Raw genomic sequence first — 21,000 nt, 5'->3', positions numbered from 1 at the left:
CCCGGGCGGCGACCCAGGCGATGGCGACCTGGGCGACGGTGGCGCCCCTGGCGTCGGCGACGGCGCGCAGGGCCTCGACCAGGGCCAGGTTGTGGTCGAGGTTCTCGCCCTGGAAGCGCGGGCTGTGGCTGCGGAAGTCGCGCGCGCCGATCTCCCGCTGCCGGCTCCAGTGGCCGGACAGCAGACCGCGGGAGAGCACCCCGTACGCGGTGATGCCGATGCCCAACTCGCGGGCGGTGGGCAGGATTTCTGACTCGATGCCGCGGGAGAGCAGCGAGTACTCGATCTGCAGGTCGGCGATCGGGTGGACGGCGTGGGCGCGGCGCAGCGTCTCGGCGCCGACCTCGGACAGGCCGATGTGGCGGACCAGTCCGGCCTGCACCAGCTCGGCGATCGCGCCGACGGTCTCCTCGATCGGGACGGCCGGGTCGAGCCGGGCCGGGCGGTAGATGTCGATGTGGTCGGTGCCGAGGCGGCGCAGCGAGTAGGCGAGCGAGGTCTTGACGGCGGCCGGGCGGGTGTCGATGCCGAGCATCGCGCCGAGCGCGTCGCGCTGGACGCCGAACTTGACGCTGATCACGGCGTTGTCGCGGCTGCGGCCGCGCAGGGCGTCGCGCAGCAGCAGTTCGTTGTGGCCCGCGCCGTAGAAGTCGCCGGTGTCGAGCAGGGTGATGCCGGCGTCGAGCGCGGCGTGCACGGTGGCGATCGACTCGGTTTCGTCGGCCGCGCCGTAGGCGTCCGACATGCCCATCAGGCCGAGGCCGAGGGTGGAGACGACCGGTCCGTCGGTGCCGAGGGTGCGCGTGTCCATGGGAGGTTCCCCGTTCGCTCTTTAGCGGCGTTGTCGAGAAAACCGTAGCACCGATAATTCGCTGCTAACAAGAATCCGGTAACGTTGCTCCACATGAACGCAGACGCCGCCCCCGACCCCCGCGAGCGCATCCTCGCCGCCGCCGCCGAACTCCTCGCGCAGGGCGGCAGCGAGGCCATGTCGACCCGCGCCGTCGGCGCCGCCGCCGGCGTCCAGGCCCCGACCCTCTACCGGCTGTTCGGCGACAAGCAGGGCCTGATCGACGCCGTGGTGAACTACGGCTTCGAGCGCTACCTCGCCGAGAAGACCTCCCGCACGCCCGGCCCCGACCCGGTCGACGACCTGCGCCGCGGCTGGGACCTGCACGTCGAATTCGGCCTGACCCACCCGTCCTTCTATCCGCTGATGTACAGCTCCGACCGCTCCGGCGAGGCCGCCGAGGCCGCCGAGCGGTCCGGACGGGTGCTCGCCACGATGCTGGAGCGCGTCGCCCGGGCCGGCCGGCTGCTGGTGCCCGTCCCGACGGCCGCCCGGATGATCCGCGCCACCGCCCTCGGCGTCACCCTCACCCTGATCGCCGAGCCGCCCGCCACCCGCGACGTCGCGCTCTCCATCCGGATGCGCGAGACCGTCCTCGCCGCGATCACCGGCGCCCCCGCCGCGGAGGTGTCCACCCCTGCCGCCCTCGCCATCGCCCTGGACGCCACGCTGCCCGAGCGGCCGCACCGCTTCACCGCCGCCGAGACCTCCCTGCTGCGCGAGTGGCTGCGCCGCCTGACGGACGTCAGCCCGGAGAGTTGAGCGCCAGCATGATCAGGGCGGTGAGCTCCTGCCGTCGGCTGACGCCGGTCTTGGTGAACACCGACTTCAGGTGGTCCTGCACGGTGTAGGGCGTCATCGCGAGGCGCTGCGCGACCTCGCGGGTGTCCGCGCCGCGGATCAGCAGCAGCGCGACCTCCTGTTCGCGGCCGGTGAGGCCGTACGCCGCCAGATGCAGCGGAATGACCTGCGCCGGGGAGGCCGGTGAGGCGACCACGGTGACCTCGTCGGCGGCCGGATCCGCGGGCAGGGTGTCGCGCAGCGTCGCGGCGTGCAGCAGGTACCAGTGGCCGTCGTGGGTCCGGATCCGGACCGGGACGTGCGGCGTGGGCAGGCCGTGCGCGGCCCGCCGGGCGTGCTCGGCGGCCATCGCGATCGCGGTCGGCACGCGCAGCGAGGTCGGCGACGGATCGGCGAGCCGGGCCAGCAACTCCTCCGCCGGGCCGGACAGCGCCCGCGGACGGTTGTGCCGGTCGAGCAGGAACACCGCCGGCGCCGGATCGGCCGGGCCCGGCGCGGCCGACGGGATGTGACTGGCGCGCAGCGCCTGCCCGAGCAACTTGGCTGCGGAGTCCGCGAGTTCACGCTGCTTCGCCGGGTACGGGCCGCGGTCGGCGGCCCGCATGAACGCCGCGCACCCCCACATGCCGCCGGCCGCGTCGAACACGGCGCGCAACTCGTCCCCGAAGCCGTACCGGGAGATCTGCTCCCGGAACCGAATGCTCTGCTGCGGCGCACCCCGGCTGGCCCGGCTCAACGTCTCCGCGTGCACCCCGCTGTTCCGGATCTTCGGGAAGGTGGCCAGGTCGTCCGCCCACACCTCCAGATATACCGCGTCCTGGAACTGGCCGAGATTGAGGTCGTCGCTCTGCACCGAGTTGACCAGCCCCGTGGCCGGGTCGCTGGTGTGCCAGCAGACCGCGTCGAACTCCAGGACGGGGCGCAGGAGTTCATCGGCACGACGAAATATCTGACTGTTCGTCAGGCCGGGAGCGGTGAGCTCGCGCAGGCCTTCGATCGCTGCGCGCGCGGTGGCGCGCTGCGGTCCGCGTAATCCCATGGGCGGACGGTAGCACTTGTGTTCGGGGTGTGGCGACGGTGTGTGCGCGGATGCTCACTGGGTGGCGGCGGACTCCTCGGCGGGGGCCGTGGTCCGCTCCGGCGGTTCGGGGCGGAACGGTGCGGCGCGGATCGCGCGCAGGGCCGTCGGGACGGTGAGCAGCATGACCAGCGCGGAGGCGCCGGCGAGGGTCCAGATGGCGGGGCGGACGCCGAGTCGGTCGCCCAGCAGACCGCCGGCGAGCGCGCCGAGCAGGCCCAGTGCGCCGGCATAGACGTGCAGGGTCGCCGTGACCCGGCCGAGGGCCTCCTCGCTGGTCTCGGCGACCAGCACCGGACTGAGCGCGACGTTGGACACGGCGCCGAACAGCGCCGGCACACCGATGCCCAGCCCGGCCACCACCAGGGCGAGCGGGAGCGGACCGCCTGCGGCGGGGTACAGCAGTGCGCAGAGCGAACTCGCGGCGTAGCACAGGACGATGACGCGACGGGCATCGCGGTGCGGGGAGAGGATCCGGCCGGCCAGCGTGGAGCCGAGCAGGCCGAGCAGCCCGGCCACCATGCCGACCAGGCCGTACACGCCGGTCGGGACGCGCAGTGTGTGCAGCAGGTAGATGCCGCCGAGCGCGCCGGTGCCCGCGCCGGTGAAGATCGGCACGGTCAGCAGCAGCATCAGCGCCCGGTAGAAACGGTTGCCGAACAGGATCCGGCCGCCGGCCAGCGCGTCCCGCAGGAAGGTCGTCCGCCCGGAGCGCGGGATGCGTTCCAGCGGAGCGGCGGGGCGCATGGCGAGCAGCACGGCGGCGCTGAGCAGGTAGCTGACGGCGTCGATCGCCAGCGCGGTCGCGGTGCCGAACGCGACGATCGCCGGGCCGGCCGCCAGCCGCCCGATCAGCCCCGCGCCGAACTGCCCGCTCTGCAGGCGGGCCCGGGCCTTGGTGAGTCCGCCGGCCTCGACGACCTGGTTGAGGTGCAGGAAGTAGACCACCTCGGTGACGACCGACACCGAGCCGGACACCAGCGCGAGGGCGATCAGCCACGGGATCGACACCACGTCGCCCGCCAGCCCGGCGGCCACCACGGCGATCGCCAGCGCGGAAATGGTGTCGAGCAGGATCAGGGCGCGGCGGGGCCGGGCGATCCGGTCGGCCAGCACGCCGGCCGGCAGGCCGAACAGCAGGGCCGGCAGGGTGGCTGCTGCGCCTATCAACGAGATCTGACCGGGGGACGCGTCGAGGTGGACGACGGCCACCACCGGCAGGGCGACGGCAGTGAAGAGGGAGCCGACGGTGGAGGCGGTCTGCCCCCACCAGTACAGCGTCAGATCGCGGGCCACGGGCTCACTCCGCCGGGGCGTCGAGGGTGAACAGGAGGTCGGCGCGGGGGTTCAGGACCTGGTCGAGGGCGAGCAGGACGCCGGCCGAGCCGGACCACAGTTCGGTGCTGAACCGCTGCAGGCCCATCCCGAGGAAGCGCACCGTGTCGCCGTACGGCACCGCGTGCTTGTACAGGGCGCGGGCGGCCCGGACGGCCGCGGTCCGGGAGGTTTCGTCGTCGGCGAGGAGACCGTGCTCGGCGAGCGTGAACGCGTACCCGGCGGTGCCGACGAACAGGGCGGGCAGCACCGTGTAGGTGCCGTGCAGCGGAGCGAGCAGGCGCGGCATCGCCTCGCGCAGGCGCTCGTCGTCGGCGGTGCGAAGGTAGCGGGTGGCGACGTGGACCAGGCCGGCGGATCCGCAGTACAGGTAGGGCATGGCGCGCTTGTCCTCGGTGGAGACGGGGAACAGCAGGCCCGCGGCATCCGGGTCGGTGGCCCGGTCGAGTTCGGCGTGCAGCAGCCGCACGCCCCGGGCGAGCAGCGAGGTGTCGCCGGTGATCTGGGCGAACTGCTGGTAGGCCAGGGCCAGTCCGGCGCGCCCGTGCAGCAACCCGGTGGCGTCGTCGCGGCCGAGCCGGGGCACCAGCTCCTCGCCGTCGGGCTGTGCGGCGAGCAGGGCGTGTGCGCGTTCGGCGTGGTGGGCGTCGCCGGTGCGGCGGTGCAGTGCGAGGTGGCCCATGGCGAGACCGGCGGCGCCGCCGAACAGGGTGGCGCTCTGTTCGACCAGCGGGTGTGCGTCAGCGGCGTCCAGCAGGGTGCGGGCCTCCTCCGGCAGTCCGTGCTCCGCCAGGACCCAGGCGATGCCGGCCAGGCCGATGTGCAGACCCGGGGCGAGCTTCCCGTCGGAGGCGGCGGCGAGGGCGTCGCGGCGCAGCCGCTCCAGCGCGCCCTCGGGTGCGGGGATGCCGCAGCGGTGCAGCGCGTGCAGCACACCGGCCGCGCCGTGGACCACGCACAGGGTGTTGGTGGAGTAGCCCGGCGGGACGGTCGGGAAGGTCCGCAGTGGGTGCTCCGGGTCGGCCGCGGCCAGAATTCCGGTGGCGACGGCCTCGCGCAGGTCGGTGAGGTGCCGCAGTGGGTCGGCGGCGACCTCTTCGGGCGAGGGCAGTGCCGGGGCGTCGGCGGGCCGGTGGTAGCGGGTGCTGCGCTTCCAGAGAGCGTCGGGGACGGGGGCCCGTTCGGTCAGGTCGCGGTGGAGGTGCGGGATCACGTCCGGGGTCCGTCCGGCGGCGTGGACGACGGAGCCCAGCAGGCTCTGGACCACCGCGCTGAGGGCGTAGTCGTCGTACGCCGTGCGGCCGTCCCGCTCCACGACCTCCCGGGGAGGGTAGAAGCCCGGCGTGCCCATCCGGAACAGGATCTCGCCCGGACCGAAGGCGGTTTCGAAGTCGATCAGCCGGATGCCGTCCTCGGCAGTGACCATCACGTTCGACGGGCTGAGGTCCATGAACGTCCAGCCGAGCTCGTGCAGGCGGTCCAGGGCGTCATCGAGGGCGGTGATCACGCGCTCGCAGCGGGCGTAGTAGGCCGCGTACTCCTTCGGGCCGGTGCCCGCCATCAGCAGGGGGTGGCTGGTCGGGGCGAGATGGCTCAGCGCCTTGCCCTCGATGAACTCGGTGACCATGAACTCGTGTCCACCCGCGCCGAATTGGGCGATCGGCTCGGGGGCCAGCCCCGGGGCGAGCGCGTGCAGCGCGGTGAGCGTCTTCCACTCGTTGTGCAGGCGGGCGACCGCGTCGGCCTCGCCACCGCTCAGCCCGTGGTGCGGGCGGGCCTCCTTGATGAAGACGCGGCGGCCGGTGGAGGTCTCCAGCCCCTGGTAGGTGCTGCCGCCGCTGGAGTGGACGATCGCCGTCTCGATGGCGAAGCCGTGCAGCACGACCGGGCCCTCGGCGCGCGCGGCCGGCCCGGGCTTCGCTTCGGTGAACGGGTCGGTGATGCCCTCCGGGAGGTGGAAGGACACACCGCGCTTGTCGGGTATCGGCTCGCCGTTGCCGTCCCGGGTCAACTGCGTGTACGTGCCTTCGGCCTCCACCCGGTCGCGGCCCCGGAACGCCCCGTACCGGTAGTGGACGGTGGCGCTGCCCCGGTAGCGGCGGTCGGAGAGGATCAGCGGTCCCTGCTCGCCGTCGAGCGCCTCCCGCAGTGCCTCCATCAGCCGGCGGGCGGCTTCGACGTCGACCGGGTACGCGGCGATGAACTTGCCGCTCTGCGGCCGGGAGGCGTGCTTGCGGTGCAGCCACCAGTACATCCGGTCGGTGGCGGCGTGCTTGAACGCCACGTCCTGGGCGAAGCAGATCTCGGCGACCGTGTCGAGGACCGCGGCGAGGCGGGTGCGGCGCGCCGAGACGTGCACCTTCCAGCCGTCGTCGGGAATGACGGGCATGCCCTCCCGGCGCCACATGGTCCAGATCCCGCCGACGGATCCCCGCCAACCGTCGGCGGGCCTGCTCGGCGCGAGGACATCGCCCTCCGCTGCGGCGCTCGCCAGCGGCGCGTAGTACTCCGGGTCCGCGACGGTGAAATCCGCCAGCGCGTCGGCCATGAACGTCTCCTGTCGGGTGGTGACGGCCCGCCCGCCCCGACGGCGGTGCGAGACAACGGTGGTGCGTGCCCGTACCGCCGGGCGGTACGGGCACGCGCAGTGAGCTGCTAGAACGCCTCGGTCTCGGTTGCGGTCCGGGGGTCGCAGAAGTGGACGCTGGTGGCGCTCATGTGTGCCTGGACGTCGTCCTGGTCCTCGGTGGTGGGCACTTCCTGGAGGGAGAGGACCGCCTCGGTCTCGGCGGTTCGGTCCTCGGGGCTGCTGCTCATCGTGGTCTCCCGTCCTGCGTTTCTGAAGCGCGAACTGTGGCTCGGACAAAGGCCGGTCGGACCGCGCCGAAATCGGCGGGCCCGACCGGCGGGGTGTCAGATCCGGCCCTTGGTGCCCTCGTTGGCGCAGTGGTCGACGCTGACGGAGCTGATGTGCGCCTCCACGTCGTCCGGGGTCTCGGCGGTGGGCGCCTCCTGGAGGGAGAGCACGGCCTCGACCTCGGCCGCGTTGTCCTCGGGGGTGGGGTTGATGCTCACGGTGATCTCCCGTCGGTAGACTTTGCGGCGGCAACTGCCGCTGAAACAAAGCTAGTTGGGGGAACTTCAGATTCGGTACGAGTGCGGTTCAGGGTCGGTACAACCGGTGCTTCACCAGTCGGCGCGGTCGCCGATCAGTCGCTGCACCTCGGCCAGCAGCCGTACCGCCCGGTCGCGTTCCTCGGCGGCCGGCACGGTCGCGGAGCTGTCCACGGCCACCCGCAGGGCCACGGCAGCCTGGCGGGCGAACAGGGCCAGCAGCTCCAGTTCCGGCAGGCCGGCCCTGGTGGGGCCCGGGGCCGGGTCCAGGACCTCCAGGACGCCGAGCACCCGGTCGTCGTGGACGAGCGGGGCGGCCATCAGGGCGTCCGGCACGTAACCGGTGGACTCGGCGGTCTCGTGGTCGAAGGTCGCACTGCGGCGCAGGTCGTCGACGATCATCGGCTCGCCCGAGCCGGCCACCCAGCCGGCGATGCCCTGGCCGGCCGGGAAGCGGCGGCCGATCAGGAACTCCTGCCCCTGGCCGGACACCGCCTGGAAGACCAGCTCGAAGGACTGGTGGTCGAGCAGCATGATCGAGCCGGCCTGGGCGCCGAAGATGGCGCGGGCCACATCGACCACCGACTGCAGGAGCTCCGCCACCACCGGATCGGTCGACGGCGCGGCGGGGGCGGTTGGCTGGGTCATCTCGACCACGGTCCCTTTCTCACGACGTGCGGGCCGGCGCTCACCGGGAACCGCCGACATGGACGTTCGCTGCGGACAGGTACAGGGCGTGCTTCAGCTGGAAGGGCGTCAGCCGCGGCCGCTCGGACAGGATCCGCGCGCACAGGCCCGCGACGAACGGCGTCGCGTAGCTGTTGCCACTGCTGCGCAGGGTGGCGCCGCCGAGCCACGCCACCTCGACGTCGACACCGGGGCCGAAGAACTCCACCGGCGGCTCCGGGTTGTACAGGTGCATGTCGGGATCGGACACCGGGTGGCTGCCCACCGAGACCACCGAGGAGAAACGCCAAGGGAAGCTCTCCACCTGGGTGTTGTGGGCGGAGGCGACGACCACGCTGCTCCCGAAGTACGCCTCATCGGCCAGTGCGTGCAGGTCCTCGAAGTACCGGGTGCGGGTGGTGGACAGACTCAGGTTGATCACCTCGAAGCCCTGCCGGACAGCCCAGCGAAGCCCCGCCAGCAGCACGTCGCCGCGGCCGGTGAACCGCTCGCCGAGGACCCGGACGCTGTGCAGCTCGCAGTCCGGCGCGACCCGCCGCACGATGCCCGCGCAGGCCGTGCCGTGGCCGCACAGGTCGCCCGGATCATCGGCCTTCAGCGGATCGACCCGGATCGCCCCGTCCTCGTACCTGCGCACCACGTGCGCACTCGCCACCCCGCCGACCAGGGGATGCGTGGCGTCCACCCCCGAGTCGACCACGCAGACCCGCACGCCCCGCCCCGAGCCGCCGACGAGGGCGCCCGGGGTGGGGCGGTCGGGGAGGGCGTCCGCCTCCGTCCGGACGTCCTCGGGCGTCCTGCCGGTGAGGCGCCAGGTCAGGCCGCGCGGGGGCGCGGCGTCGGGCAGGGTCGTCATCAGGAGACTGCCTCTCTGCGGGGGTGGTGGTCGGCCAGGGCCTCGGCGAGCCGCACGCCCGGGCCGTGCCCCTTGGCCGTGAAGCGGCCGGCGGCCGAGGCGGCGGCCGAGGCGCGCTCCCGGTCCAGGCCGAGCAGGGCGGCGGTGCGGGCCAGGTCGGCGGCGGCCAGGCCCTGGAGGATCGGCGAGTCCGTCCGGCCGGCCTCGGCGACCGCGCCGCGGGCCAGTTTCAGCGCCGCGTCCCGGTCGCGGCCGGTGGCCGCCAGCCGGGCCTGCAGGCCGTCGCGTTCCGCCACCGCCGCGAACGACAGCCGCTCGCCGGTGCGGGCCCGCTCCTCCTCCAGCGCGGCCAGCGCGGCCCGGGCCGGCGCCCGCTCGCCCAGGTCCAGGTGCAGGCGCGCCGTGTCGAGCAGCGCACCGCTCAGCAGGGCGCCCCCGCCCAGCTCCCGGGCGGCCGCGGCCGCCGCGGTCAGCAGCTCCAGCGCCTCCCGGGGCCGTCCGCCGAGCGCGGCCACCGTCGCACCGAACAGCGGCAGGAACGCCGCCGCCTCCGCGTAGCCCAGGCGCTCGGCGTGGTTCCCGGCCTCCGCCAGGCAGGCCGCCGCGCCGGCCTCGTCGTCGCCGAGCGCCAGCAGCACCGCCAGCGGGCAGTTCAGCGTCACCCGCACCGCCCGGCGGCCGCGGCCCTGCGCCGCCAGCAGCTCCCGGCAGCGGGCCACCGCGGCCGGCGCCGGGACGGGGCCGCGCCACAGCGACACGCCGATCGCGCCCAGGGCCGACGCCCGCTCCTGCTCGCCGTCGGAGCGCTCCGCGTGCCGCAGCGCCCGGGCCAGCAGCCGGGTCGCCGCGGCGTGCCGCCCGTCGGTCTGCTCCTGCTGGGCGAGCCGCAGGCAGGCCCGGGCCTGGCCCAACTGGTCGCCGGCCCGTTCGAACACCGGCAGGGTCTGCCGGGCCACCGGCGCGGGCGCCCGCTGCTGGCCGACGGCGGCCAGGCTGAGCCGGGCGTGCGCCGCCTCCACCGGGTCCTCGACGCTCGCGCCGACCTCGGCGAGCAGTGCCCGGCCGGGCTCGATCCGGCCCAGCGCGAGCAGCGCCTCGCCGAGCCGCCGGGCGGCCGGGAGCCGGCCGTCCTCGCCCGGGCGCAGCAGGCCGGTGGCCCGGGTCAGCAGGTCGACCGCCCAGCCGGGGTCGGTGCGGGCCGCCGCCCGCGCGCCCGCCTCGGCCAGCGACGACGCGGCCGCCCGCCGCAGGCCCTCGGTGCGCGCGCCGGTCAGGCCCAGCTCGGCCCGGTAGCGGTGGGCGCGCTCCAGGTGGCCGCCGAGGGCCGCCGGTCCGGCGGCGCGCACCGAACGCAGCGCCGCCGCCCGTTCGTGCCGCTCGGCCCGGCCCTGCTTGGACAGGCACTCGTACGCGACCTCCTGCACCACGCCGCTGGCGAACCGGAACGAGGCGCCGTCCGACACCACCAGCCGGTGCCGGACGAGGCGCCGCAGCGCCGCCGACAGGTCCGGCCCGCCGGTGTCCAGCGCGGCCAGCTCGGCGGCGGCGAACTCCCGGCCCAGCACGCACGCCAGGTCGACGGCCCGCCGCTCGGCCGGGTCCAGCGCGTCCAGCCGGGCCCCGATCAGCGTCTGCAGGGTCAGCGGCACCCCGTCGCCGCCCGCGCCCGCCGGGGCCGCGAGCAGCTGCTCCAGGTGCAGCGGATTGCCGCCGGCCCGCTCCAGCAGGTGCGCGGGCGGGGCGTCGGAGAGCGCCCGGGCGAGGCGCAGCGCCTGCGCGTCGGGCAGTCCGCCGAGGGTCAGCACCCGGTGCGCGCCGGCCGGGCGGACGTCCAGCAGTTCGGGGCGGCCCAGCACGGCGACCAGCACGGGCGCGTCGGCGAGGGCGGCGACCACCCGGTCCAGCAGGTCGAGCAGCAGCGGGGCCGCCCAGTGCGCGTCGTCGACCACCAGCACCACGGGTGCCGGGTCGGCCAGCGCGGCGAGCACCTCGACCAGCGCCGCGCCGGTGTCCTCCAGCGACGGGGTGGGCGTGCCGTCGGCCAGCAGGCCCTGGGCGAGGACGTCCAGGCCGGGCGGGTGCGGACGGTCGGGCGACCTGGCGAGCAGCGAGGTGACGGCGTCCGCCAGCGGCTGGAGGCCGGCCCGCTCGCCGGGCGGGCGGCAGCGGCCCGCGCCGAACCGTCGTGCGCCGGCGCTCCCCAGCCAGTGGCGCAGCAGCCGGGTCTTGCCCTGGCCGGGTTCGCCGCCGAGCACCAGCAGCCGGGCCGAGCGGCGCTCCGCAGCCTTGGTGAACTCCCGTTCCAGCAGGGAGAGTTCGGGCTTTCGACCGACGAACGGCAGGTCGACCCGGAGGCTGTCGGGCGTGCCGCGGTCCAGGCCGAGCAGCCGGTGTGCGGCCACCGCCTGCGCCTTGCCCTTGAGCTGCAGCGGCCCGACCTCGGCGGTCCGCACGCCCGGGCCGGCCGCCCGCAGGGTGTCGGGGCCGAGCAGCGCCTCGCCCGGGGCGGCGTTCTGCTCCAGCCGGGCGGCGACGTTCACCACCTCGCCGGAGACCAGCGCCTGCCGCGCCGACGCGTCCGAACCGGTCACCACCCGGCCGGTGTTGACCCCGATCCTGATGGCCAGTCGGATGCCCAGCTCGGCGTCCAGCTCCTCGTTGAGGGCCCGCAGCGCCGCCAGCATGCCGAGCGCCGCCGCCACCGCCCGCCGGGCGTCGTCCTCGCGGACGGACGGCACCCCGAAAACCGCCATCACCGCGTCCCCGATGAACTTCTCCACCGTCCCGCCGTGCTCCTCGATCGCCGCCCGCATCGCGTCGAAGTACCGCAGCGTCACCCCGCGCAGTGCCTCCGGGTCGAGCGTCCCGGACAGCGCGGTGGAGCCGACCAGGTCGCAGAACAGCACGGTGACGATCTTGCGGCCGGCGGTGGTGGGGCCGCGCAGCTCGGCCCGCGCGGTCCCGCACGCCGCGCAGAACCTGGCCTCGGCGGGCAGCGGACGGTGGCAGCCCGGGCAGCGGCCGCCGGCCGGGCCCGGGGCGGCGCCGAACGCGTCAGAAGAGAGCACCGCCCGCCACCTCCGCATGTCCCTGGACCTCCGGCCCGGCCTCCTCCAGCCGTCCCTTGAGGTCGGCCAGCAGGGCCAGTTCCTGATCGGTGAGCGAACGGAGCACGGCGTGCTGCTCCTCGGTGAGGCCGCTCAGGTCGAACCCGGCGGCGGTCAGCGCGGCCAGGGCCGGGCCGGGGTCGGCGCCGTCGGTGCGGTCGGAGCCGTTGGTGCGGTCGGTGCGGTGGTCGGTCATCGCTGTCCTCCGGTGTCCGCGGCGAGCTGGTGGAAGAGCCGGGCGAGGATGCCCGCGGTGTGCAGGGCGCTGACGGCGACCTCGGTCTGCTGGTCGGACGTCAACGGCAGCCGGTCGAGCTGGCGTTCGACCTCGGCCAGGTGCTCGGTGTCCAGGTGGGCGTGATCGCGCACGGTGCGGAACGCGGCCGCGGGCAGCCCCGTCCGGGCGGCCAGCGCCCCCGCCAGCACGGGTGACGGCGCCTGGCCCTCCAGCACGGCCAGGTAGCCCAGCAGCGCGGCCGGATGCCGGTGCGCGATCCGGTAGTACTGCGCGCCCGCCAACTCCACCACCAGCGGCGGCGCCAACGGGCGCTCCGGCCCCACCGGCTCCCCGGCCGCGACCAGATCCGCCAACAGCCAGGCGTCGTGGCCCCGTTCCTCCTTCGCGTGCTCCGTGAAGTACGCGGCCAGCGACGGCGCCCACGGGTCGTCCAGCCGCGCGCAGGCCGCCGCGGCGCACTCCAGCAGCGGGACGGACGCGGTGGTCAGCGCGTGCATCGCCCAGAGGTAGCGGAGGTAGCGCCTCGTCAGGTCGCCGTCCGGACGCCATAGGTGGGCGCTCGCCCGGTGCAGGGCGGGCGTGACCAGGGCGAGCCGGGCGTTCAACGCACGGGAGAACGGGATGCTCACGGGGTGCCCCCGGAGCGGGTCCGCGGCCCGTGCGGGGGCGGAACGCTCATGCCGTCCCCCCGGGTCGGACCAGGTGGGCGTACGGGGCGCAGCCGTGGCGGCGCAGCAGGGCGGCGGGGCCCTGGGCGCGCAGGCGGGCGGCCGAGAGCTGGTCCAGCAGGCGGCCGGCCGCGCCCGCGGCGGCGGCGTCGTCCGGGCCCGGCTGCTGCGGGAGGGCGCGGCAGCCGGCGCAGTAGCCGCTCGGGGCCGGGCCGGCGCCGCTGCGGACGCGCAGCTGGTCCGGGCCGAGGGCGCGGATGAGGCGCAGCCGGGGCGAGTCCAGGGTGCGGCGGCGGACGGTCGGCCAGTCGTCCTCCGCGATGTGACCGAGCGTCAGGTGCGGCGGGGCGGGCCGGACGTCCACGGTGCGCTGGTTGCAGCAGGCGAGCACCGTGCCGTCCGGGGCGACGGTGGGCCACGCGGCCATCGCGCACGGCCCGCCCGGGCCGGTCGCCGTCCGGCCGGTGGTGGCGCGGCCGACCGCGCGCACCTCGTTGACCAGCATCGGCACCCGGTCGCCGAACTCCCGGAGCACCGCGGCCGTCGCGTCCGCGAGGTACGGGTCGTCGGGGCCGGCGCCGGTCAGGTGCAGGCTGACGGGGACGCCCGCGTCCAGCGCCTGCGCCAGTACCCGGAACACGTCCGCGCGCGGCACCTCGCGTTCGTGCGGGGCGTCCAGGCTGGCGGAGAAGTGGTCGAGCGCGGTGATCGTCCGCAGGATCGGCGCGGGGATCCGCCCGCCGCCGCGGGCGAAGAACAGCCCGCTCAGCAGCGAGACCCGCGCCCCGGCGTCCTGCGCGGCGCGCGTCAGGTCGTACGCCAGGCCCGGCAGCAGCAGTGGCTCGCCGCCGGTCAGCAGGACCACGTCCGGCCGCGACCCGGGTGTGAACGAGCGGACGAAGCGCAGCAGTTGGGCGCGGCGTTCGCGGTCCGGGTGGTCGGGGGAGTCCATCGACGAGTCGGTCGAGCAGTGCGCGCACGCCAGCGGGCACCGCCGGGTCAGTGCGACCAGCAGGCCGCCGGCGGGCTCGGGCCGCAGGTCGAGGATCTCCGACAGCTCCACGTCCGTCCCCTCCGTCCGAGCGAGTGTCAACTGGACTGTGGGGGACGGCGGTTGCGGGCCGGTACAGGAACGCCTAAGGGTCGGTACAACGGGCGGGCGCCGGGCTGCCCGGGGGAGTTCCCGTTCGGGTCCACCGCCCCGGCCGGTGGGGCGTCAGCCGGTGGGCGGGCGGTTCCCACCCGCGGTGACCAGGCCCGTCTCATAGGCGATGACGACCATCTGGGCCCGGTCGTGGGCGTGGAGCTTGGCCAGCAGCCGCCGGACATGGGTCTTGACGGTCGCGACGCTCAGCCCCAGATGCTCGGCGATCGCGGGGTTGGGCAGTCCCCGGGCCACCAGGCGGAGGACTTCCCGTTCCCGCGGGGTCACGCCCGCCAGGTCCAGGGCGAGGTGCGGGCGCGGCTCGTGGCGTCCGGCGAACTCGCCGATCAGACGGCGAGTGACCGCGGGCGCGAGCAGGGCGTCGCCGGCGGCGACCACCCGCAGGGCGGTCAGCAGGTCGGCGGGGAGGATGTCCTTCAGGAGGAATCCGCTGGCCCCGCCGCGGAGCGCCGCGTACACGTACTCGTCCAGGTCGAACGTGGTGAGGACCAGCACACGGGTGCCGACGGCCTCCGGGTCCGCGCAGATCCGCCGGGTGGCCTCCAGACCGTCCGTGCCCGGCATCCGGATGTCCATCAGCACGATGTCGGGCCGCAGCCGCAGGGCGAGTTCGACGGCCTGCTCGCCGCTGACGGCCTCGCCCACGACGGTGAGGTCCGGCACGCTGTCGATGAGCAGGCGGAAGCCCGCCCGCAACAGCGCCTGGTCATCGGCGACGAGGATTCGGACCGGCCGGTTCACCGTGCCGCCTCCGATCCGCAGGGCAGCCGCGCATGCACCCGGAACCCGCCCGTCGCCAGGGGGCCGGCGGAGAGGGTCCCGCCGCACATGACCGCCCGCTCCCGCATCCCGACGAGTCCGTGCCCGCCGCCGCGACGCCGGGACGGGGTCCGGGCCGGCGCGTCGTTGACGACCTCGATCCCGACCGCCTCGGGATCCGTCCGGGACAGGTGCACCCGGCAGTCCGCCGATCCCGCGTGCCTGACGACATTGGTGAGGGCTTCCTGAACGATCCGGTAGACCACCAGTTCCACACCCGGGGGGAGCGGCGGGCCCGGGTCGACGGACAGCTCCACGCGCGGGCCCGCGCCGTCCGCGAGCGCGGGCAGGTCCGCCAGCCCGGGAGCGGAGCCCAACTCGGCCCCGTCGCCCGGCGATCGCAGCACGCCGAGCATGCGGCGCATCTCGGTGAGCGCCGTCCGGCCCGCCGTCCCGACCAGGGCGAGGGTCCGATCGGCCTCCTGCGGGTCGGTGGCGGCCACCGCACGGGCCACCTCGGCCCGTACCGCGATGACCGTCAGATGGTGGGCCACCACGTCGTGGAGTTCGCGGGCGATCCGCAGGCGCTCGTCCGTCAGGGCCTGCCGGGCGGCGAGTTCCGCGTACGACCGCTGCTCCCTCAGCGCGGTGCCCACCAGCCAGGGCAGGGCCATCATCAAGGACGCGAAGACGACGTCCCCCGCGACCCCGGAGGCCGGGACCGGTCGCGGTACGAGGGCCATCGCCGCCGCGACGGCGCCCAGCGAGCAGCCGAGCGCCGTCGCGGACCGGCGCCGCGGTTCCCGCGCCGCCACCGTGTACAGGGCGACCCCGACGGGGAGCCAGGACTCCTCCCAGCCGGTGAACGCCATGGCGAGGACCGCTCCGGCCAGGACCGTGTACAGGACCCCGACGGGCCGGCTGCGCCGTACCGCGACCGGCAGCCAGACCAGCGCCGCCACGGCTCCCGCGCCCCAGCCACCGCTCCGCGTCCCGCTCGCGCCGAACGCCAGGGCGAGGAGCACGGCCGCGACCGTGTCCACGCCGTGCCACTGCCCGTCCCGCAGACGTCCGGCCACCAGCGGCCGTGCCTCCCCGTCGCCCATGCCGGCCACGCTATCCACGCGGGGGCCCGCGGCCCGTCAGCCCGGAGGACGTCATCCCGCGGGCCGAGTCATCCGCGCGGCCGATGCCCGTCGTACCCTCCTGGGCTGACACCGGGTTCGTCCCCGGGGGCGAAGCCGCCGGGCTCGTCGGACGGAACAGTGGAGCGCATGAATCGGAGAACACTGCTGTCCTCGGGCGCCGCACTGGCCGCCGCCATGATCCCGGGTCCGCTCGCGCCGGCGGCCGTCGCGCGACCGGGGCAGGAGGAAGAACCCGTGCGGTTCCGGCTGCCCGCCCCGAACGGACCGTACCCGCTGGGGACGATCGCGCTGCACCTGGTCGACACCACGCGGCCGGACCCCTGGGTGCCCTCCCGCCCCTGCCGTGAGCTGATGATCAGCGTCTGGTACCCCGCCCGCGACTGCGCGGCCCGCCCCACCGCTCCCTGGATGCCGCCGGCGGCGGCCGACCGGTACTTGAGCCTCCTCGGCCTGCCTCCCGGCCGGGTGCGGCTGGGCGGCACCCACGGCCACGAAGGCGCTCCCGTCGGCGGCCCACCGGGCCCCCTGCCCGTCGTGCTCTACTCTCCCGGCGCCGACGCGTCACGGTCGTTCGGCACCGGCGCCGTGGAGGACCTCGCCAGCCACGGCTTCGTGGTGGTCACCGTCGACCACACCTACGACGCGGCGGCGGTCGCCTTCCCCGGTGGACGCGTCGAGACGAATCCGCTGGGCGGGGTCAGCGACTACGCCAAGGCCCTTGAGGTCCGTACCGCCGACATCCGCTTCGTCCTGGACCGGCTCGCCGTCCTCCGCTCGGGCGGCCGGCCCGGCGTCTGCCGCACCCCGCTGCCCACCGGCCTGCGCGGGGCGCTCGACCTGCGGCGCGTCGGGATGATCGGCCACTCCCTGGGCGGCGCCACCACCGCCGCGACGATGCTCGCCGACGGGCGGATCACGGCGGGAGCGAGCCTGGACGGGGGCGCGGCGGGCCCGGTGGTGGACGCCGGGCTCGACCGTCCGTTCCTGGTCGTGGACACCCCGGGCAAGGGCGGCATGGAGAACAACCCCGCCCTGCGCGCGTTCTGGTCGCACCTGCGCGGCTGGCGCCTGCACCTGACCGTACGGGGAGCCGCGCACCACTCGTTCGGCGACGACGTGCTGATCCTGCCGCTGATCGCCCCGCTCCTGGGCAGGTCACCGGCCGATCTGGAGGAGGAGGTCGGGACGATCCCCGGGCACCGCGCACAGGCGTTCCAACGCGCCTACCCGCGAGCCTTCTTCGACCTCCACCTCCGCGACCGGGGGCGGCTGCTCGACGGTCCCTCCCCCGACTTCCCCGAGGTCGACTACGCCCGGTGAACGCCCTGGCGCCGGTCCCGCCCGTCCGGGCGCCGGGGTGCGACGTCAGGAGCGGGCGGGCAGCTTGTCGGGGGTGAAGAAGACCAGCCGGGCCAGCTTCTCGGCCTGGGTGAACTCGGGATCGGTGGTCGCGGGCAGCAGGATCTCGTGGTGGAGGGTGAAGCCCGTCCGTTCCAGGCGGGCGAGGACCTTGGCGTTGCGGGCGTCCGGTTCACCCACGATGCGGCTGCGGCCGGTGAGCGCGTGTCTGAGGAGTTCGGGGAACAGCACGCTGGTGAAGCCCGCTTCCGCGGCGCCGGGAGTGGGGCCGAGGAGCAGGTGGATGCCGACGTCCCCGGGTTTGACGGGGTAGCACGCGCTGATGCGGTCGTCGGCCGGCTCGTAGGTGTGGAACAGCGCCACCGGGGTGTCGTCACGGTAGGCCAGGTGCGCCCGATGGGTGGGCAGGGCGTCCAAGTGGCGGTAGATGCCCAGGATTTGACTGCGGGTCAGTTCGCCCATGCCCCAGAAACTCGCCCGGGGCTCCGTGACCCACGCGTGGATCAGGTCCACATCCTCCACGGGATCCACCGGACGCAGACGGACCGTCCCAAAACCGTCGACTGCCCGTTCGTAGACCCAACCGGTCCGTAACGCATCACCAGAAAGCATTTCTGCACACTATCGAAGACCGATGACCACCGAGCAGGAATCGGCAGGACCCGAACAGCCGCTGCCCGGCGCCGCGTCCGCTTCGACCCGCGCCGTCCCACCCGGCCGGCGCGATCACGGAGTTGACGTGGCGTCAGGGCTGCAGGTGGGCGTGCAGGTGGGTGAGGCGGGGGAGGGCGTAGTGGGCGGTGTGGGCGGAGACCTCCTCGGTGGGGCAGAGCAGGACGCCGGCCAGGATGAGGCGTTCGAGGGCGGCGAGGGCGGGGGCGGGGGGCAGGGCGAGGGCCCGGCGGGCGTGGGCGAGGTCGAAGGCGGGGGTCCAGGGGTGGTGGGAGAGGCGGGTGAGGGTGCAGCGCTGCTCGGGGTCGAGGGCGTGCCACTGGGTGTCGAGGCGGTCGCGGAGGCGGGTCTCGCCGACGGCGAGTTCGTCCAGGGCGCGGTGCGGGTCGGCGAGGCGGTCGGCGAACTCGGCGAGCGGCAGGTGGCGCAGGGCGGCGAGTTTGTAGCCGGCCAGGCGGACCGCGGCGGGGAGCAGCCCGCAGGCGGTGACGAGGCGTTCGGCGGCGGCGGGGGCGGCGTGCACCCGGTGGGCGCCGACCAGGAGCGACAGCAGGGCGAGGGCCTCGGGGGCGGTGAACGGAACGAGGTCGATGCGGTGGGCGGCGCCGAGGCCGGGGAGCGCGGTGCGGCCGGTGACCAGGGCGGTGGCGGGGCCGTCGGGCGGGAGCAGGGCGCGGGCGGTGCGTTCGTCGGCGACGCCGTCGAGGACGACCAGCGCCCGGTGTTCGGCCAGCCACTCGCGCCAGCGGGCGTGCGTCCGGGCCGGGTCGGCGGGGTCGGCCGGCTGCGGCCGGTCGTCGGGGGTCAGCAGGCGGGCCAGGTCGGCGGCGACGGAGTGCGGCTCGCGGGGGTGACCGGAGGCGTCGCTCAGGCGGACGAGGAGGCGGCCGTCGGGGAAGTCCTCGCGCAGCGCGTGGGCGGCGCGGATCGCCAGGGCGGTCTTTCCGACGCCGACCGGCCCGGTCAGCACCACGGGCCGTTCGGCGCGGCGCACCGCGTGGACCAGTTCGGCCGTCTCGGCCTCGCGGCCGGTGAACGCGGTGGTGTCCGGCGGCAGTACGGTCCGCCCGGTGCGGCGGGCGGGTCGCGGTGCGGGGCGGTCGGCGAGCAGTTCGCGGTGACAGGCCTCCAGCTCGGGGCCCGGTGACAGGCCCAGTTCGCGGGAGAGCTGCTGGCGGAGCTGGGCGAACGCGGCCAGGGCCTCGGCCCGCCGCCCGGCCCGGTGCAGGGCCAGCAGGTGGACGGCCTGCAGGCGTTCGCGCAGCGGGTGACGGTCCGTCAGGTCGGCGAGCGTGTGGGCGACGGGTGCGGCGTGGCCGAGTCGCAGTTCCACCTCCGCCCAGTCCTCGACCGCGCCCAGGTAACGGGACGTCAGCCGCTCGGCGACGGCCCGCAGGACGGAGGAGTGGCGCAAGCCGGGCAGCGGCGGGCCGTCCCAGAGCCGCAGCGCCTCGCCGAGCAGCCCGGCGGCCCGCTCGTCCGCCTGCCCGGCCGCCGCCTCCCGGCCGGCCCGCACCAGGGCGTCGAACCGCTGGGCGTCCAACTCCTCGTCCGAGACCTGGAGTTCGTAGCCGCCGGGGCGGTGCACCAGGCGGTCCGCGCCGAGTGTCCCGCGCAGGCCGGAGACGTACACCTGGAGGTTCTTGCGGGCGGAGCGGGGCGGCTCGTCCTCCCAGACCGCCTCCGTCAGCAGGTCGGTGGAGAGCAGGGTGTTGGGGTGGCCGAGCAGGGCGGCCAGCACGGCGCGCTGCTTGAACGAGCCGAGGTGGAGCGGGCCGCGGTCGGTCTCGGCGGTGAGTTGCCCCAGCAGGCGGAACCGCAGCGCCGGGCGGGCGGCGACCGCGGTGGTGGGGACGGTGACGGAGCGGCCATTCGGGGCGGCGACCACGAAACCTCCTCGTGCGCACGGTGCACCGTTGCTGCGTGCGTCCATGACAGATCAGCCTGTCAGAGGGATGCGGGCCCGGGATATCCCAGCTTTCTGGGATGCGCCGGGTCGGGTGGCCAGGCCAGTGCGAGCAGGGCGGCGTCGTCGTCGGCGCCGCCGGTGGCGAAGGCCCGGGCGTCCCGGTGCAGCCACGCCAGCAGGGGCGCGGGGTCGGGGTCGTCGGGGTGCGCCGCCAGGCGGGCGGCCAGCCGGGGGAGCAGCGGGTAGAAGGAGCCGTCGGCGGCGCGGGCCTCGGTGAGGCCGTCGGTGTACAGCAGCAGGGTGTCCCCGGGGCGCAGCCGGACGGCGGGCGCGGGGTCGTCGGCGGGGAGCGGGAGCAGGCTGCTCAGGCCGAGCGGCGGCCGCGGGGAGACCGGGAGTTCGCTGACCGTCGTGCCGCGCAGGACCAGCGGCGGCGGGTGCCCGCAGGACAGTCCGTGGGTCGTTCCGTCGGCGGTGATCTCGACCAGGAAGGCGGTGCCGAACGCCTCGGAGTCGTTCAGGTGGCGGCGCAGGCTGGTGTCCATCCGGTCGGCGAGGTCGGCCAGCCGGGCGTGGTCCTGGGCGGCCTCGTGGAACGAGCCGAGGATGACGGCGGCCGTGGCGACGGCGTCCAGGCCCTTGCCGCGGACGTCGCCGATCAGGGCGCGGACGCCGTAGGCGGTGTCGGCCACCGCGTACAGGTCGCCGCCGACGCGGGCGTACTGAGCGGCGGCGCGGTAGGCCGCGGCGATGCGGAACGGCCCGACGACGGGCGGGGGCGGGCGCAGGATCGCGCGCTGGGCGGCCTCGGCGACCGAGCTGATCTCCACCAGGTGCGCGGCCGCCTGCTCGCGGCGGTGCACCAGGTAGATGCCCAGCGCGGCGATGATGGCGATCACCCCGGTGGTGCCGATCGCGGCGCCGACCCGGCCGGGTTCGTCCGGCACGAAGGCCCAGCGGGTGCCGATCGCCAGCACCGCCGACGCCACGATCATCGCCGGCGGGAAGGCCATCGAGACCAGGGCGGGCACCGCGACCACCACCGACGGGGTCTGCCAGCCGTCGGGCGCGAACTGCAGGCCCACCATCACGCAGTACATCAGGGCGGCCGTCCCCAGCGACACCGCCCGCCCGACCCGGCCGACCCCGTATCCCGCGCCGTCCGCCTCGCGGTCGCTCCGCACCCCGTGCTCCTCCCGCCCGCCCGCGCACCGCTGCGTGCACGACCGCCCGCATCCTCCCGCGCCGGAGGGG

The 21,000-nt window shown here is 75.4% G+C and carries 18 protein-coding genes and 1 pseudogene; 2 read left to right on the top strand and 17 right to left on the bottom strand.

Going from position 1 to position 21,000, the window contains the following annotated elements:
• Positions 1 to 811, bottom strand: a pseudogene (locus IEZ12_RS24600) (aldo/keto reductase); the annotation flags it as partial.
• A gap of 93 nt (positions 812 to 904) precedes the next feature.
• On the opposite strand from IEZ12_RS24600, the gene IEZ12_RS24595 reads away from it, so the two are divergent.
• Positions 905 to 1,612 (top strand): TetR/AcrR family transcriptional regulator, encoded by a 708-nt coding sequence (locus IEZ12_RS24595; RefSeq protein WP_189274738.1) that lies wholly within the window; start codon positions 905 to 907, stop codon positions 1,610 to 1,612.
• On the opposite strand, the gene IEZ12_RS24590 is transcribed toward IEZ12_RS24595, so the two are convergent.
• The 13 genes from IEZ12_RS24590 to IEZ12_RS24530 all read right to left on the bottom strand — a co-directional run bounded on the left by IEZ12_RS24590 (position 1,596) and on the right by IEZ12_RS24530 (position 15,764).
• Positions 1,596 to 2,690, bottom strand: coding sequence for a helix-turn-helix transcriptional regulator (locus tag IEZ12_RS24590; RefSeq protein WP_189274736.1), 1,095 nt, complete (start codon positions 2,688 to 2,690; stop codon positions 1,596 to 1,598). The two genes, IEZ12_RS24595 and IEZ12_RS24590, sit on opposite strands and share 17 nt — an antisense overlap.
• Positions 2,691 to 2,744: 54 nt before the next feature.
• Positions 2,745 to 4,025 carry an MFS transporter gene (locus tag IEZ12_RS24585; protein ID WP_189274734.1) on the bottom strand — a complete coding sequence of 427 codons (1,281 nt, stop codon included), beginning with the start codon at positions 4,023 to 4,025 and terminating at the stop codon, positions 2,745 to 2,747.
• A 4-nt stretch (positions 4,026 to 4,029) separates the two neighbouring features.
• The gene (gene lanKC / locus IEZ12_RS24580; protein ID WP_189274732.1) at positions 4,030 to 6,612 is read right to left on the bottom strand and encodes a class III lanthionine synthetase LanKC; all 2,583 of its coding nucleotides are present in this window, start codon (positions 6,610 to 6,612) and stop codon (positions 4,030 to 4,032) included.
• Positions 6,613 to 6,719: 107 nt separating this feature from the next.
• Entirely contained in the window at positions 6,720 to 6,881 is a 162-nt protein-coding gene (locus IEZ12_RS24575; protein WP_189274730.1) for a hypothetical protein, read from the bottom strand.
• Between the two features lie 96 nt (positions 6,882 to 6,977).
• The gene (locus tag IEZ12_RS24570; protein WP_189274727.1) at positions 6,978 to 7,139 is read right to left on the bottom strand and encodes a hypothetical protein; all 162 of its coding nucleotides are present in this window, start codon (positions 7,137 to 7,139) and stop codon (positions 6,978 to 6,980) included.
• 111 nt (positions 7,140 to 7,250) lie between these two features.
• Positions 7,251 to 7,826 (bottom strand): GAF domain-containing protein, encoded by a 576-nt coding sequence (locus tag IEZ12_RS24565; protein WP_229847915.1) that lies wholly within the window; start codon positions 7,824 to 7,826, stop codon positions 7,251 to 7,253.
• Between the two features lie 40 nt (positions 7,827 to 7,866).
• Complete coding sequence (locus IEZ12_RS24560) at positions 7,867 to 8,721, bottom strand: S8 family peptidase (protein WP_189274726.1); 855 nt, start codon at positions 8,719 to 8,721, stop codon at positions 7,867 to 7,869.
• Positions 8,721 to 11,789 (bottom strand): adenylate/guanylate cyclase domain-containing protein, encoded by a 3,069-nt coding sequence (locus IEZ12_RS40150; protein WP_268250264.1) that lies wholly within the window; start codon positions 11,787 to 11,789, stop codon positions 8,721 to 8,723. Before IEZ12_RS40150 ends, IEZ12_RS24560 begins: the two co-directional genes overlap by 1 nt.
• Entirely contained in the window at positions 11,776 to 12,024 is a 249-nt protein-coding gene (locus IEZ12_RS24550; RefSeq protein ID WP_189274723.1) for an aroma-sacti cluster domain-containing protein, read from the bottom strand. Before IEZ12_RS24550 ends, IEZ12_RS40150 begins: the two co-directional genes overlap by 14 nt.
• Positions 12,021 to 12,695 carry an iron-containing redox enzyme family protein gene (locus IEZ12_RS24545; RefSeq protein WP_189274721.1) on the bottom strand — a complete coding sequence of 225 codons (675 nt, stop codon included), beginning with the start codon at positions 12,693 to 12,695 and terminating at the stop codon, positions 12,021 to 12,023. The genes IEZ12_RS24550 and IEZ12_RS24545 overlap by 4 nt, the downstream gene beginning before the upstream one ends.
• Before the next feature lie 46 nt (positions 12,696 to 12,741).
• Complete coding sequence (locus IEZ12_RS24540; RefSeq protein ID WP_189274719.1) at positions 12,742 to 13,797, bottom strand: radical SAM protein; 1,056 nt, start codon at positions 13,795 to 13,797, stop codon at positions 12,742 to 12,744.
• Positions 13,798 to 13,950: 153 nt separating this feature from the next.
• Positions 13,951 to 14,640: a response regulator gene (locus tag IEZ12_RS24535; RefSeq protein ID WP_189274717.1), complete on the bottom strand. Its 690-nt coding sequence runs from the start codon at positions 14,638 to 14,640 to the stop codon at positions 13,951 to 13,953.
• Entirely contained in the window at positions 14,637 to 15,764 is a 1,128-nt protein-coding gene (locus IEZ12_RS24530; RefSeq protein WP_189274715.1) for a sensor histidine kinase, read from the bottom strand. Before IEZ12_RS24530 ends, IEZ12_RS24535 begins: the two co-directional genes overlap by 4 nt.
• A 168-nt stretch (positions 15,765 to 15,932) precedes the next feature.
• Between IEZ12_RS24530 and IEZ12_RS24525 the strand changes: the two genes are divergently transcribed.
• Positions 15,933 to 17,126 (top strand): alpha/beta hydrolase family protein, encoded by a 1,194-nt coding sequence (locus IEZ12_RS24525; protein WP_189274713.1) that lies wholly within the window; start codon positions 15,933 to 15,935, stop codon positions 17,124 to 17,126.
• 45 nt (positions 17,127 to 17,171) lie between these two features.
• On the opposite strand, the gene IEZ12_RS24520 is transcribed toward IEZ12_RS24525, so the two are convergent.
• The 3 genes from IEZ12_RS24520 to IEZ12_RS24510 form a co-directional block, all read right to left on the bottom strand.
• The gene (locus IEZ12_RS24520) at positions 17,172 to 17,687 is read right to left on the bottom strand and encodes a GNAT family N-acetyltransferase (RefSeq protein ID WP_229847913.1); all 516 of its coding nucleotides are present in this window, start codon (positions 17,685 to 17,687) and stop codon (positions 17,172 to 17,174) included.
• A gap of 223 nt (positions 17,688 to 17,910) precedes the next feature.
• Positions 17,911 to 19,725 (bottom strand): AfsR/SARP family transcriptional regulator, encoded by a 1,815-nt coding sequence (locus IEZ12_RS24515; protein WP_229847911.1) that lies wholly within the window; start codon positions 19,723 to 19,725, stop codon positions 17,911 to 17,913.
• Between the two features lie 59 nt (positions 19,726 to 19,784).
• Positions 19,785 to 20,930: a PP2C family protein-serine/threonine phosphatase gene (locus tag IEZ12_RS24510; protein WP_229847909.1), complete on the bottom strand. Its 1,146-nt coding sequence runs from the start codon at positions 20,928 to 20,930 to the stop codon at positions 19,785 to 19,787.
• Positions 20,931 to 21,000 lie beyond the last annotated feature (70 nt).

Origin of the sequence: Kitasatospora griseola, assembly GCF_014648555.1 — a bacterium.
Lineage (GTDB): Bacteria > Actinomycetota > Actinomycetes > Streptomycetales > Streptomycetaceae > Kitasatospora > Kitasatospora griseola.
This window is presented reverse-complemented; position numbering and strand designations above follow the sequence as displayed.